At 63.1% G+C, this 13,516-nt stretch carries 16 protein-coding genes; 9 read left to right on the top strand and 7 right to left on the bottom strand.

Annotation, left to right across the window (positions count from 1 at the left end):
- On the bottom strand, positions 1-80 hold an 80-nt coding region (locus tag QAT43_RS10510; RefSeq protein ID WP_305043041.1), incomplete at its 3' end, for a cold-shock protein.
- Positions 81-529: 449 nt separating this feature from the next.
- Here QAT43_RS10510 and QAT43_RS10515 point away from each other — a divergent pair.
- From QAT43_RS10515 to QAT43_RS10540, 6 genes are all read left to right on the top strand, one after another.
- Entirely contained in the window at positions 530-1,081 is a 552-nt protein-coding gene (locus QAT43_RS10515; protein ID WP_305043026.1) for an HD domain-containing protein, read from the top strand.
- 111 nt (positions 1,082-1,192) lie between these two features.
- Positions 1,193-2,041 carry an RNA polymerase sigma factor RpoH gene (rpoH, locus tag QAT43_RS10520; protein WP_305043027.1) on the top strand — a complete coding sequence of 283 codons (849 nt, stop codon included), beginning with the start codon at positions 1,193-1,195 and terminating at the stop codon, positions 2,039-2,041.
- A 139-nt stretch (positions 2,042-2,180) separates the two neighbouring features.
- Positions 2,181-2,927, top strand: coding sequence for an outer membrane protein assembly factor BamD (locus QAT43_RS10525; protein WP_305043028.1), 747 nt, complete (start codon positions 2,181-2,183; stop codon positions 2,925-2,927).
- A 341-nt stretch (positions 2,928-3,268) separates the two neighbouring features.
- On the top strand, positions 3,269-4,855 hold the full coding sequence (locus tag QAT43_RS10530; RefSeq protein WP_305043029.1) for an acetyl-CoA hydrolase/transferase C-terminal domain-containing protein: 1,587 nt from the start codon (positions 3,269-3,271) through the stop codon (positions 4,853-4,855).
- A 111-nt stretch (positions 4,856-4,966) separates the two neighbouring features.
- Positions 4,967-5,788 carry a carbohydrate deacetylase gene (locus QAT43_RS10535; RefSeq protein WP_305043030.1) on the top strand — a complete coding sequence of 274 codons (822 nt, stop codon included), beginning with the start codon at positions 4,967-4,969 and terminating at the stop codon, positions 5,786-5,788.
- On the top strand, positions 5,785-6,801 hold the full coding sequence (locus QAT43_RS10540; RefSeq protein WP_305043031.1) for a glycosyltransferase: 1,017 nt from the start codon (positions 5,785-5,787) through the stop codon (positions 6,799-6,801). Before QAT43_RS10535 ends, QAT43_RS10540 begins: the two co-directional genes overlap by 4 nt.
- A gap of 59 nt (positions 6,802-6,860) precedes the next feature.
- On the opposite strand, the gene QAT43_RS10545 is transcribed toward QAT43_RS10540, so the two are convergent.
- Complete coding sequence (locus tag QAT43_RS10545) at positions 6,861-7,463, bottom strand: peroxiredoxin (protein WP_305043032.1); 603 nt, start codon at positions 7,461-7,463, stop codon at positions 6,861-6,863.
- A gap of 137 nt (positions 7,464-7,600) precedes the next feature.
- A complete protein-coding gene (gene xerC, locus QAT43_RS10550) occupies positions 7,601-8,560 on the bottom strand; it encodes a tyrosine recombinase XerC (RefSeq protein WP_305043033.1) in 960 nt (319 codons plus the stop codon).
- A 78-nt stretch (positions 8,561-8,638) separates the two neighbouring features.
- On the opposite strand from xerC, the gene QAT43_RS10555 reads away from it, so the two are divergent.
- The 3 genes from QAT43_RS10555 to QAT43_RS10565 are packed head-to-tail and all read left to right on the top strand — an operon-like array spanning position 8,639 to position 11,002.
- Complete coding sequence (locus tag QAT43_RS10555; protein ID WP_305043034.1) at positions 8,639-9,481, top strand: esterase/lipase family protein; 843 nt, start codon at positions 8,639-8,641, stop codon at positions 9,479-9,481.
- Positions 9,468-9,863: a secondary thiamine-phosphate synthase enzyme YjbQ gene (locus QAT43_RS10560; RefSeq protein WP_305043035.1), complete on the top strand. Its 396-nt coding sequence runs from the start codon at positions 9,468-9,470 to the stop codon at positions 9,861-9,863. The genes QAT43_RS10555 and QAT43_RS10560 overlap by 14 nt, the downstream gene beginning before the upstream one ends.
- Positions 9,860-11,002 (top strand): DUF362 domain-containing protein, encoded by a 1,143-nt coding sequence (locus tag QAT43_RS10565; RefSeq protein WP_305043036.1) that lies wholly within the window; start codon positions 9,860-9,862, stop codon positions 11,000-11,002. The genes QAT43_RS10560 and QAT43_RS10565 overlap by 4 nt, the downstream gene beginning before the upstream one ends.
- A 61-nt stretch (positions 11,003-11,063) precedes the next feature.
- Here QAT43_RS10565 and QAT43_RS10570 read toward each other — a convergent pair whose 3' ends face one another.
- The 4 genes from QAT43_RS10570 to QAT43_RS10585 form a co-directional block, all read right to left on the bottom strand.
- Positions 11,064-11,258: a hypothetical protein gene (locus QAT43_RS10570; protein WP_305043037.1), complete on the bottom strand. Its 195-nt coding sequence runs from the start codon at positions 11,256-11,258 to the stop codon at positions 11,064-11,066.
- A gap of 29 nt (positions 11,259-11,287) precedes the next feature.
- A complete protein-coding gene (locus tag QAT43_RS10575; RefSeq protein WP_305043038.1) occupies positions 11,288-11,509 on the bottom strand; it encodes a NifU family protein in 222 nt (73 codons plus the stop codon).
- A 79-nt stretch (positions 11,510-11,588) separates the two neighbouring features.
- Positions 11,589-12,755 carry a class I SAM-dependent methyltransferase gene (locus tag QAT43_RS10580; RefSeq protein ID WP_305043039.1) on the bottom strand — a complete coding sequence of 389 codons (1,167 nt, stop codon included), beginning with the start codon at positions 12,753-12,755 and terminating at the stop codon, positions 11,589-11,591.
- Between the two features lie 104 nt (positions 12,756-12,859).
- The coding region (locus QAT43_RS10585; RefSeq protein WP_305043040.1) for an HAD family hydrolase at positions 12,860-13,516 on the bottom strand (657 nt) is incomplete at its 5' end.

The following is a 13,516-nucleotide window of genomic DNA, read 5'->3' on the forward strand; positions in this document are numbered from 1 at the left end:
AACACGTCAGGTCCGCTGTCCTGCTCAATAAAACCAAAACCCTTCGCGTCGTTGAACCACTTCACTGTACCTTCAGCCATCTTTGTCTCCATGTTCCTTGGTTGGAACTTTTGGGTGTGTAACTTTCGGTCGTCCACGAAACAAAAAAGCACGGACCCGAACAGGCCTGTGCTTTTTTCAAGTTGACACCTCGTCAAGGGGATGAACGAGCGAAAACTTACACAAACTTTAGTTAAGTATCCAGACGCTACCACGTTAGGCCGACGAAAAGCAATGACTGAAGGACATTTTTTTGAGACCCGGCATATTGCGATCAGCAAGGAACGGTCTTTTTGAGCTCCGTGGATTCCATTGGCCAGCCTGCCGGGCGACCGAGGGCGGAGCCGCCGGCCCGCGGGCGGAAAGGACCCGGGAGTCGCAAGAGCGGAAACCGGGACAGACGACAGTTTCTTCTGGGCGAATTAATCCGCATGGGTTATCTTGGCCTCAGGCCAAACGCCAAGTCCACAAGGAAAGCCGTTCGCCCCCCATGTCCCCCGACAGCCTGGAAACCCTCATCCGCACCTTGCTCGCCGACCCATCGCGCCTGCCCGAACTGGCCCTGCTTCTTCCCGAGGTCGCCGCCCTGGACGGCGTGCCGCAGCGTCCCGATTATCACGCCGAGGGCGATGTGCTGGTGCATACCCGCCTGGCAGTGGCGGCACTGCCGGAAAGCGTTGAAGCGCGGGTGTTCTGGGCGACTTTGCTCCACGACATCGGCAAGGCGTGGACCACGCGCCTACTTGACGGCATCTGGCGCTCCTACGGCCATGACGAGGCCGGGGCCGAGCAGGTGCCGGGCATCCTGACGCGTTTGGGGCGGGCGGAGCTGGCCGAGGATGTGGCCTGGCTGGTGCGCCACCATCAATTCCACCTGGCCTGGAGCAACCTGCGCGAGGGCGGCGCCTTGAGCCTGCGACAGAAACGCTTTTGTCGCCACCCCCTTTTCCCGCTGCTTCTTGAGGTATGCCTGGCGGATGCCGCGGCAAGCCACGGCAGCGCCAAGGGCGATGTGCTGCGGCGCCTGGCCGGCCTGGATTGATCCCCTGCGGGCAATGCCCTTGCCCGGCGCTCGGTTCTTTGCTATAAATTTAGCACTCGCAGGACGTGAGTGCTAAACCCTTGATGCGAACACCCGTGGAGATGAATGACAATGAGCACTGCCTTTTTGCCCGCCGTTCATGATGGGCTTGATCACTACATGCAGCAGATCAACCGCTTCGACGTTCTCACCCGCCAGCAGGAATACGAACTGGCGCAACGCTACCGGCGACGCGGCGACCTGGAAGCGGCGCACCGCTTGATTTGCGCCAATCTGCGCTTCGTCGTCAAGATCGCCAACGAGTACCGCGGGTACGGCTTCAAACTCCTCGACCTGATTCAGGAGGGGAACATCGGCCTGATGCTCGCCGTCAAGAAATACCATCCCGAGCGAGGCATCCGGCTGATTTCCTATGCGGTCTGGTGGATTCGCGCCTACATTCACAACTACATCATCCGTTGCTGGTCCCTGGTCAAAATCGGCACCACCCAGGCCCAGAAAAAGCTCTTCTTTAAGCTCAGCCAGACGCGCGCCCTGCTCGCCGGCCGCGATGGCCGGGAGGATCCCAGCCTGATCGCCGACCACCTGGAAGTCAGCGACGCGGAGGTTGAGGAAATGGCCCTGCGCATGAGCGGCCGCGACGCCTCCCTCAACGTGGAACTGAGCGAGGGCAGCGACTACACCCTGCTCGACATCCTGGCCGACGAGCGCGGCAACCAGGAAGAGATCCTGGCGGAGAAGCAGGAAAGCCGTGTCCGCGCCGGCCAGGTGCGAGCGGCCCTCAAGGTGCTCAACCCGCGGGAGCGGCGCATCATTCACGAGCGCATCCTCAGCGACGCCCCGCGCACCTTGCAGGAAATCGCCGATGAATACGGCATCAGCCGGGAGCGGGTCCGCCAGGTGGAAGCCAACGCCATGCGCAAGATGCGCGAACACCTGCGTCCCGTCGCGCCGGCCTGAAGGATGCGCCGTGGCGGCGGCATTGACAGGGGCGCGTGCTTTACGCTAGCTTGAAGCGCGAAATTTCGTGACGCGTCCATCCATGCGGGCACGGGCTTAAGCCCGTCCCTTACCCTCTTACGATTAAGGCAGAACGTATATGCTTCAGCGATTTTGCGCCTGGTTCCTCCTCGTGCTCGTGCTGGGCCTGGGGGCCTGCGCTCCCAAGCAAACCACGGAGATCCGCAGCGCCGATCACTACCTGCGCGAGGGCGAGGACTACTTCGAGCGCAGGCTCTACGATCAGGCCATCGAATCCTGGCAGAAGGTGCGCGACAGCTATTACTCCCCCGAACTCAACGTCATCGCCGAACTCAAGATCGCCGAGGCCTACTTCCTCGCCGAGCGCTACGTCGAAGCCGTCGCCGCCTATGAAGACTTCCTCAAGCAGCACCCCGACCACGCCCGCACCGCCGATGTGCTCTACAATCTGGGCCTGTCCTACTATCGCCAGATGCTCAGCATAGACCGCGATCAGACCGCCACGCGCAATGCCCTGGCGACCTTCGAGCTGCTGGTGAACAAATTCCCCACCGATGCACGCCGCGAGGAGGTCGGGTTCCTCATGCAGCGCTGCAGGGACCACCTGGCTGCCAGCGAGCTCTACGTGGGACGTTTCTATTTCCGCAGCGGCCGGCACGAGGCCGCCATCCGGCGCCTGGAACATCTCTTCTCCACCTACCCCAACTTTTTTGAGCGCGACGAGGCCTATTTCTACCTGGGTCGCGCCTACCTGGCCACCGGCCGGCGCGATGAGGCCGTAACGGCCTTCAATACCCTGTTCCGGGAATTTCCCAAGAGCCAGTTCGTGCCGCGCGCCCAAAAAATCATGGCCAAGGCCTACTGAAAACCTTTCCCGCAAAGGCCCCGCAAGGGGCCTTTTTTGCGCCATCACGCGGCCTTCATACCATAAAAAGTAAATTCAATCTTTTCCCTTGACTTGCCGTTTACACCATACTATAAGAGGAAATATTTTAAATATAACGTGATTTTAAAAGCCCTTCAGTTCGACTCCAAAGCGGTATGATTATTGTATACAATTAGGGAAAGCCCCCTGATATTAAATATTTTTTTCCTCCGCGATTCATCACGAGAGGTCGTTTCACACGCGGAACCTTTTTATCCAGCTTAAACTGACGCGGTCAGTCACCGCGCAGCCTGTCCTACTTAATTAACAGGAGGAGAGAGATGTCCGAGTACGGCACACTGGAAAGTCGCGTTCGTCGCAAGTCCCTGCTCAGCAAGGTGATGAAGGCTGAAGACACCATTCAGTTCTTCAAGGCGGGGATGAATTTGGGCTGGTCGGGCTTTACCCCCGCCGGCTATCCCAAGGAGGTGCCCATCGCCCTGGCCAACCATGTGGAGAAGAACAATCTCCAGGGCAAGCTGAAGTTCAACCTCTTCGTCGGCGCCTCCGTCGGCGCGGAAACCGAGGACCGCTGGGCGACCCTCGACATGATCGACCGGCGCTGGCCCTATCAGACCGGCAAGAACATCGCAGCGGGCATCAACGCCGGGCGCATCCGCATGGGCGACAAGCACCTCGGCCTCTTCGCCCAGGATGTCGGCTACGGGTTCTACACCGAAAACGGCCGCATGGACATCGCCATCATCGAAGTCTCGGCCATCACCGAAGACTGCGGCCTGGCCCTGACCTCCTCCTGCGGCATCGTGCCCGAACTGATGATGGTCGCCGACAAGATCATCATCGAGGTCAACACTGGACAGCCCTCCTTTGAAGGCATGCATGACATCATCATGCAGGCCAAGCCGCCTCACCGGCAGCCGTTCCTCATCACCTCCGCCGAGCACCGCGTCGGCAGCCCCTATGTGCCTTGTGATCCCGACAAGATTATTGCCGTTGTCGAATCCAAGCGTCGCGACAAGGGTCGTGCCTTTTCCGAAATGGACGACACCTCCGAGGCGATTGCCGCGCACATCATGGACTTTTTCTCCCATGAAGTGAAAAGAGGCCGCCTGCCTGAAAACCTGCTGCCCCTGCAGTCGGGGGTCGGCTCCATCGCCAACGCCGTCGTCGGCGGCCTGGCCAAAGGCCCCTTCAGCAACCTGACCGTGTACACCGAGGTTCTGCAGGACACCATGCTCGACCTCTTTGACTCGGGCAAGCTCAACTACGCTTCGGCCTGCTCCCTGTCGCTTTCGGAAGATCCGGGCTTCCCCCGCTTCTTTGCCAACTGGGACAAGTACGCCGGCAAAATCGTGCTGCGGCCGCTCTCCGTTTCCAACGCACCGGAGCCCATCCGTCGTTTGGGGTGCATCGCCATGAACACCCCGGTGGAATTCGACATCTACGCGCACGCCAACTCGACCCTGGTCGGCGGCACCCGCATGATCAACGGCCTGGGCGGCTCGGGCGACTTCCTGCGCAACGGCTACCTCAAGATCATGCATACCCCCTCGACCCGTCCGTCGAAGACCGATCCGCGCGGCATCACCTGCGTGGTACCGAAAGCGCCACATATCGACCACACCGAGCACGACCTCGACTGCGTGGTCACCGAGCAGGGCCTGGCCGACCTGCGTGGCCTGGCACCGAAGGATCGCGCCAAGGTCATCATTGAGAAGTGCGCGCACCCCGACTACAAGCCCATCCTCAAGGACTACCTGGAAATGGCGTCCAAGGAGTGCTTGGCCAAGGGTATCGGCCATGAGCCCCAGCTCTTCGACCGCGCCTTCAAGATGCAGCAGAACCTGGCCGTCAACGGCACCATGAAGATCAAGAACTGGGACATCAAGATCGATCTCTGCGAATAAGGTTCGATGAGACTTCTTCAGCATGACATGGCCCCGCCGGCTTCCGGCGGGGCTTTTTTTACGCGCTCTTGCCGACTCCCCAGAAGATCGCGGGCGTGCTAGACTCGGCCCATGATACGACTGATCGTCAATGCTGACGACCTGGGCAGCGGCCGGGCCACGGATCGGGGCATCTTCCACTGCTTTGCGCGGGGCATCCTGACCAGCGCCTCGCTGTTGGCCAATGGCTATTCCTTCGCCGAGGCCGCTCGTGAAGCACGGACCCAGGCCCTGCCTCTGGGGGTTCATTTCAATCTCGCCGAGGGACAGGGCTTGAGCGGTCCGATCCCCGGCCTGACCAACGCCGCCGGCGAGTTCCCAGGCAAAGCATCCTCGCGCCGTGCCTTGCTGAGTGGCGAGATCGCGACTGCCGACCTCGAACGGGAACTGACCGCGCAAATTTCGCGTGTTTTCGACGCAGGCCTCCTGCCCGATCACGCGGACGCTCACCAGCATGTCTGCCTTTTCGGACCGGCGGGGCCGGCCATGATCAGGGTATTGAAGCAATTCGGCCTACACCGTGTGCGCCTGCCCATGCCCGCCGAACCCGCCGACGGGGATCCGGGCGGTGAACTGGGACGGGAATTGAAGCTCTACCGCGCGTTGGCCCCTAATTTTCAGCGGATCAGCCAAGCGGCCGGACTGAGCACTCCCGACGCACTTTGGGGCATGCCTTTGCTTAATCGCCTTGACGAACACCGGCTGCTCGCGCTTCTGGACCAACTTCCCCTCGGGACCTGGGAATTGATGGTGCATCCAGGCCATCTCGATCCGCTTAATCCCTTTTCCGGCCCCGAGCGGGTTCGCGAGCAGCGGGCGCTTTGCCATCCCGCCGTGCTCCGGCGCATCGAGGAGCGCGGCATCAAGCCGATCAACTTTGGAGAGCTGGGTTGAGATTTCTTATCCTGCACCCCCAACAACACGCGGCCACCGGAAACCGGGTCACCGCCGAGAGATTTCGCCAGGGTCTCGCGCAACGTGGTCACCAGGTGCGTCTGCTGGGGGTACACCCCGGGAGCGGTGCCCCGGTGCAAAATCTGTGTCGCGCCTGGGAGCCCGATGCTGCGCTGCTGCTGCATGCCTTTCGCTCTGGGGTGCCCTGGCTTGCATCCGCCGCGCCGACGCCCTTCGCGGTGCTGTTGACGGGTACCGACATCCATGAGGGCCTGGATCATCCGGAGCAGGCCGGGGTGATCCGCGAGGTTCTCCAGCGCGCGGGCGCCATTCTCGCCCAGGCACCCCAGACCGTCGAAGCTCTGAAGTCAGCGTTTCCCGAGTGGGCAGCGCGCCTGCGCCACCTGCCGGCCGGCATTCATCTTGGGGATCGCCCTTTCCCCCTGCGAAAAGTCCTTGGGCTTTCGCCGGACATTCCCGTGTTTCTTCACCCCGCGGGCGTGCGTCCCGTCAAGGGCAATCTGGAACTGCTCGCGATCTTCGCACCGCTTGCCGCCTCCGGCCCACCCTTTCGCCTGGTATTTTGCGGGCCGGTGCTTGATCCCGACTACGGCCGCGCCTTTGTCGCCGAAGTCGCCCGCCATCCCTGGGCCGCCTACCTCGGCGTCGTTCCTCCCGAGGCTATGCCCGCGACTCTGCGCGAAGCCGATGTGGTGCTCAACAACTCGCGCAGCGAGGGCTTGTCGAACGTGCTGATCGAGGCGGCCGTCCTTGGCCGCCCCTTGCTGGCGACGGCCATTGCCGGCAACCAGGCCGTCATCCGCAACGGGATCAACGGTTATTGCTGCGCCGATGCGGCGGAATTCACGCGACGCGCCGAGGAATTGCTGCGCGACCCGGAGCTGCGCCGCCGCCTTTCCCAGCCACGGTCGCTTTATCCCCCGGACCAGGAGAGCGACTGCCTTGAGCAGTGCCTGGTCGCCCTGGCCGACCAGCCGGTTTCCCGCGCATGAAAAAAGCCGGGGCACGACTTCGCCCCGGCTGCGGATTGTTTGGATTTTCGGTCTGACGCCTAGAGCTTGTGCGCCTCGGCCGCCAGATAGGAAGCAACGCCCGCCTTGTCGGGGACCATGCCCTTTTCCCCCTTGTTCCAGCCGGCGGGACAGACTTCGCCGTACTTTTCGGTGAACTGCAGGGCGTCGATCATGCGCAGCATTTCATCGACGTTGCGTCCCAGGGGCAGGTCGTTGACCACCTGATGCCGCACCACACCGCTCTTGTCGATCAGGAATGAACCGCGGAACGCCACCCCCGCCTCGTCGAACTCCACATCATAGGCCTTGCAGATTTCATGCTTGACGTCGGCGACCAGAGGATAGGTCACCGCGCCGATGCCGCCTTCCTCGACAGTCGTGTTGCGCCAGGCCACGTGGGTGAACTGGGAGTCAACGGAGCAGCCGATCACCTGCACGCCGCGCTCCTCGAATTCCTTGATGCGGCGGCTGAAAGCGATCAACTCCGTGGGACAGACGAAGGTGAAATCCAGGGGATAGAAAAACAGCACCACATACTTGTCCTTGTAATCAGACAGGCGGAAATTGTCGTTGATCGTGCCGTCGGCCATGACGGCGGCCGCTTTGAAATCGGGGGCTTTTTTGCCGACCAGAACTCCCATGCGTTATCTCCTTTGAAAAAATGCACCCTGCCGGGTGGCGTAAATCAGTGACAGGAATGATTTTAACCATCCCTTCCCGACTGTCAAGACAAAGATTACCCTTTTCGTCTCATTTCAGGAACGGCGACTGAACGGCGCTATTTTTTCCGGCTGCGGGGATGAGCCTGGTCGTAAACCGCGAGGAGATGATCGACGCTGACGCGGGTGTATTTCTGGGTGGTGGAGAGAGAGGCATGGCCGAGCATTTCCTGGATGGCGCGCAGGTCGGCGCCGCCTTCGACCAGTAGATGGGTGGCAAAGCTGTGGCGCAGGCTGTGGGGGGTGGCGTCCCGTGAGATGCCGGCCTGCACCAGCTGTTTCTTGAGATTGCGCTCCACGCTGCGCGGCGTCAGGCGCCCGCCGCGATGATTGAGAAACAGCGGAGCGTCCGGCGCCGGCCGGCCGCGCGCCTCCAGATAGCGACTCAGGGCCGCGCAGGCCTTGCGCCCCACGGGAACCAGGCGCTCCTTGCGTCCCTTGCCCAGCACCCGCACCAGTCGTTGCGCCAGATCCACCCCCGCGACATTGAGTCCGGTCAGCTCACTGACGCGCAGACCGCAGGAATACAGGGTTTCGAGCAGCGCCCGATCGCGCAGGGCAAGCAGGTCCTCGCCGCAGGTGCGTTCCATCAGATTGCAGGCCTCGTCCACCGACAGGGTGCGCGGCAGATACTTTTCCTGGCGCGGGGCGGCAAGAATCTCCGCCGGATTGACTTCCACCCGTCCCTCGCGCGTCAGAAAGCGAAAGAAGGTGCGCAGGGCGGCGACCTTGCGCGCCAGGGTCGAGCGCCGGCAGCTTTTGCTCAGCCACGCCAGATAGGCGCGCAACACCCGAACATCCACTTGGCGTAAGGTTTCCAGGGTCGGCTCCCGGCCTCCGGCGGATTCGGCGAGAAAGTGGGAAAAACCCTCAAGATCCCGCCGGTAAGCGGCCAGGGTATGGGGGGAGAGGTTGCGCTCCAGGTGCAGATAGCGCTCGAAGTCGGCGATGCAATCCTTCATGGCGTCCGCGCCCCCCGCCAAGTGCGGCGCATTGACGCCCCCCGGCGGCCATGACATAATTGCGCCTTATTGCGCCGGCGCCCGGGCGTCAGGCATTTTTCATCGCCGTATCCTGTCCTTGTCGGGGAACCCGCCATGAGCCTGCTCCTGACCCTGTGCTTGCTGCTCCTTGCCGCCACCGGCACCTTTGTCCTGCTGAGTTATATCATAGTCTGGTACGAAGCCGCCAACCGCAATCCCGAATTGGTCGCTCAGCGCTTCGCCCCCCGCGGCCTGGCTTTTGCCGCCGGCCTCATGGCGCGCGAAACCCTGAGCCTGGCCCTGACCGTGCTGGCTCATCCCCTCGGATGGATGCCCGAGAGCAAACCGGCGCACCAGGCCGGGCGCCCCATCCTGCTCCTCCACGGCCTGTTTCACAACCGTTCCTGCTGGTGGCTGGTCAAGCGCCGCCTCGCGCGGGCCGGCCTTGGCCCCATCCATGTCATGAACCTCAACACCTGGCGCTCGGACGTGGAGCCCCTGACCGAGCGCGTAGCCGACAAGGTGGACCAGCTCCGCATGGCCCATGGCGTCGCGCAGGTGGATGTGATCGGACATTCCATGGGCGGCATCCTCGCGCGCAATTTCGTCCAGTTGCGCGGCGGCGCGGCCAAGGTGCGCCACTGCATCGGCCTGGCGACACCACACGACGGCTCGCGCCTGGCACCCTTCGCCCTGACGCCGCTGGCGCGAGTCCTGATGCCGGGTTCGGATTTTCTCCAGCGCCTGGCGGCGGCGCCGCGCCCCGCGGGGGTGAGGTTCACCAACATCTACAGCCGCCACGACAACCTGGTGATTCCCGCCGAGTCCGCCCTCCTGGAGAACAGCTCCTGTATCGAGGTTTCCGGCATCGGCCATTCCAGCCTGCTTTTGAGTCGCCGGGTCGTCGATCAGTTGATCGCGATTCTCGGGGAGAAAGACCCGCATGAACAAGCTTGAGATCCACAGCCGCAAGCGCCTGGAAATGATCGAAGTCACCGCCGAGGTTCGGCGGCTTATCGCCGCCTCGGGGGTCCGGCAGGGCCTCGCGGTCCTTTTCGTGCCCCACACCACCGCCGCCGTCACCATCAACGAAAACGCCGATCCCGACGTGGTCACCGACCTGCTGGGCGGGCTCTCCCGCCTGGCGCCCGCCGACGGACCCTATCGTCACGCCGAGGGCAACAGCGACGCCCACCTGAAAAGCTCCCTGCTCGGCGCCAGCGAAACCCTGCTCATCGAAAACGGCCAGCTCGCGCTGGGCACCTGGCAGGGCATCTACTTCTGCGAATTCGACGGCCCCCGCCCGCGACAGCTGCTGGTGCGCATCCTCCCCCAATGAACCGCGTCGTTCTGGAACCCCTGGCCACCTACGAGCGCGACGCCGTCGCGACGGCCGTCGCGGCGCTGCTGGCGCCGCTGGGCGGTATGAGCGCCTTCGTGCAGCCGGGGCAGACCGTTCTGCTCAAGCCCAACATGCTCGCCGGCAAGGCCCCCGAAAAGGCCGTCACCACCCACCCGGAGATCCTGCATGCCCTGATCCGCGAGGTGCAGCGGGCCGGCGGCGAAGCCTGGGTGGGCGACTCGCCGGGCATCGGCAGCTGCGAGCAGGTGGCGCGCAAGTGCGGCATTCTTGCGGTGGTCGCGGAGACAGGTGCGCGCCTGGCGCCCTTCACCCAGTCCCGGCCCGCCCCGCAACCCGCCAGCCCCGACGCCTTCCAGCACCTGGAGCTGGCGAGAGAGGTCTTCGACGCCGATCTCATCATCAACCTGCCCAAGCTCAAGACCCACCAGATGATGGGCCTGACCTGCGCGGTGAAAAATCTGTTCGGCGCCCTGGTCGGCATGCGCAAGCCCCAACTGCATCTGCAGGCGGGCAGCGACAAGGCGCGCTTCGCGCGGATGCTGCTTGATCTGGCGGCGCGGCTGCGGCCGGCCCTCACGGTAGTTGATGCGGTGGTGGCCATGGAGGGCGCGGGCCCCGGCAGCGGCGACCCCATCGAGGTCGGCGCGCTGCTGGCGGGAACCAATCCCCTCGCCGTGGACGCCGTGGCCCTGGAATTGCTGGGGCTTAATCCCGAGGATTGCTGGACCCAGAAGCTGGCCCGCGCCCAGAACCTGCCCGGCGCGCGGCTCAGCGAGGTTGAACTCTGCGGTGCCGACCCGATCCGCTTGCGGCCGGCGCGTTTTCGTCCGGCCCAGGCCACCGATGTCAGCTTCGGCGTGCCGCCCGTGCTGCACCGCCGGTTGCGCCGCTCCCTGTCCGCCCTTCCCGCCATCGACAAGCAGCGCTGCCGGGGCTGCGGACTGTGCGTCAAGCACTGCCCCCCCGCCGCCATGACCCCAGACCCCCTGATGCCGCGCATCGATCTCAATGCCTGCATCGGCTGCTTCTGCTGTCAGGAACTCTGTCCCTACGGGGCAATCCTCACCCGCCAGGGGCTGCTGCTGCGCCTCAGCCGCTTTCTCCTCGCCAAGTAAAACGCCCCGCGCAGGCTAAGCCGCGCGGGGCGTTGATGGAACCGGGCACCGAAAGACGGTGCTATTGCTCGTAGAGCAGCACCCTCACCAGGCCGATGGTGGTGCCGCCCTCCGTGGTGGCGGTGTCGCTGATGGAAAGGACTTTGGTGATGCCGTTGTCACGGATGAAGGCATTCACCCGTTGATCGAGTTCATCGAGTTCCTTGTGGGTCTTGAAGGCCTGCAAGGGTTCACCGAAGGTCTTGACCTTGATCATAAGCACCTCCCCGCCGAAAAAAACTTGCCTTACACCTGGATGACCGACTGAACGCCGGGAATTTTGGCTTTGAGGGTTTTCTCAATGCCCATCTTGAGGGTCATGGTCGACATGGGGCAGGAGCCGCAGGCGCCGGTCAAGCGCACCTTGACGATCCCGTCGTCGCCGACTTCGACCAGCTCGACGTCGCCGCCGTCGGCCTGCAGGGCGGGACGCACTTCGTTGAGGACTTTCTCGACCTGTTCTTTCATGGAAATAACCTCCTGATTCCGTTGTTATCTAAGTATATGCCCCCCAGGGGGCACTGGCAACCGCGCCAGCCCGCGCCCTTCAGGCGCCGGGCAAATGAATCTCGGACAGGGTTCTGCGGCACAGCAGCTGGGGCGCTCCCATGGCCTTGCCCTGCACCAGGACCTTAAAGGTTTCTCCCATGCCCTGCTCGGGCATGATCAAATTCTTCAGGGTCAGGCGCAGCTTGCGCGCCTGGTGGGGATCGGCTTCCCGCGCCTCCAGCTCCATCAGCATCTCGGCAAAGCCCAGTCCCAGCAAAAAGCGGTACTGAGGGCCGAAAAACAAGGGCTGCAGACCGTGTTTTTCGCCGCAACGCTGCAAGGTGGTGAAATCGACATGGCTGGTGATGTCCTGGCAGCCCGGATGCTGCAGGGGATTTTCGTTGCTCTGGTGGCGGTGATAGCACATCAGGGTGCCGTTGCGCCGCAGCGGCGTGTAAAGTTCCTCGGCGGTGTAGCCGTAATCGATGGTGATGACGAACCCCCGGCGCAACTTGCGGCCGAGTTCCTCCATCCAGCGCGCCGCGTTGAGATTGACCTCGGCGCGGTTGCCGGCGCGCAGGCGCACCCCCAGGGCATCGAGGTGAGCGGCGATGCGCGGGTCGGAAAGGGGGCACAGCTCCTCCTGGAAGCGCTCCTCGCGCCAGACCACGTGAACCTCGCGCAACTCCTCGCCGACCTGCTCCACGAGATGCACGGGAAAGGCATCGACCAGTTCGTTGGAGAGAAACACCCCTTCAAGGTCGTCGAGCTCGGCGAAGGTGCACCAGGCAACCCGCCCGGCGGCCAGGTGGCTGGCCAGCAAGCGTTCCTGGCGGCGACGGTTTTCCTCGCCGATATCGATGAGCAGATAGCGCATGCGCCCATAGAGTTGCGGCGCCTGTTCGGCGGCGGCGTCAAGAATGTCAAGAGCCAGATGCCCCTCGCCCGCCCCCTGCTCGACGACGGTGAAAACCTCGCCGCCCAGCAGCTCCGCCATTTGCCGCAACTGGCGGAATACCAGGCGCCCGAACACCGCGTGGACGCTGCTGGAGGTGAAAAAATCGCCCTCCTTGCCGATGCGCGGGCGCGGGGCCAGGTAGTAGCCCCACTGGGGATGGTAGAGGCAATGTTCCATGAATTCGGCAAAGCTCAGGGCACCCGGCCCGGCCAGGCGGCCGCGCAGAAATTCCTCAAGCCCAGGCTTGCTGTCGACGTGTGTGTCCATCCGGTCAATCCATCAGGGAATCAGGGAGTTCGCTCATCGAAAAAGGGCGATTTTACTTGATCGGCGGGCAAGACACAACCTCAGAAACGCATGGGGGAAAAATCTCAGGGGATCAGGCCCAGCAGCTTATGCACCTGAAGCAGATCGGCCGCTTCGCGCACCAGGAGGGTCGCGCAGCCGAGAGAGGCGGGAACCCTGAGATCCACGAGCTCGCGATCACCGACGAACAGAAAACTCCGCGGCGGCCCGCCGATATCCTCCATGACCTGAAAAAAAGCCTCGGGGTCGGGCTTGGGCGCCCCGGTGAACTCGATGGTGTAGATGCGCCGGAAAAGCGATTGAACACCCAGCAGGGCAAGGATTTTATGGCTCAAGGCGAGGTTGTTGTTGGTATAAATGTAGAGGTCGCAGCGCTCGCGCAGGGAGTCGAGCAGGGCGACCAGGACCGGATCATGGTCCAGGTAGCGCTCGGGATGCACCCCCTTCTGCAACGCACCGTGAAATTCCGGCAGCTCGATGCCGAGATCCAGGCAGGTCTGCGTCAGGGTGGGCTCCTCGCCGCGAATCTCCGTCAGACGCCGCCGCGCCAGACGCAACAGGTCGCGACCGGCGGCGCGGGTGACGCCCCGGGTGGCGGCCACCAGATCGATGGCCGCCCGCTCGATGTCATCGGCGATTTGCGGACAGACATACAGGGTGCCGTCGAGGTCAAAGACGATGGAGCGAAGGGTACCGGGATCAGACAACATGAAAAACCCTAT

This window comes from Geoalkalibacter sp. (assembly GCF_030604225.1).
Taxonomy (GTDB): domain Bacteria; phylum Desulfobacterota; class Desulfuromonadia; order Desulfuromonadales; family Geoalkalibacteraceae; genus Geoalkalibacter.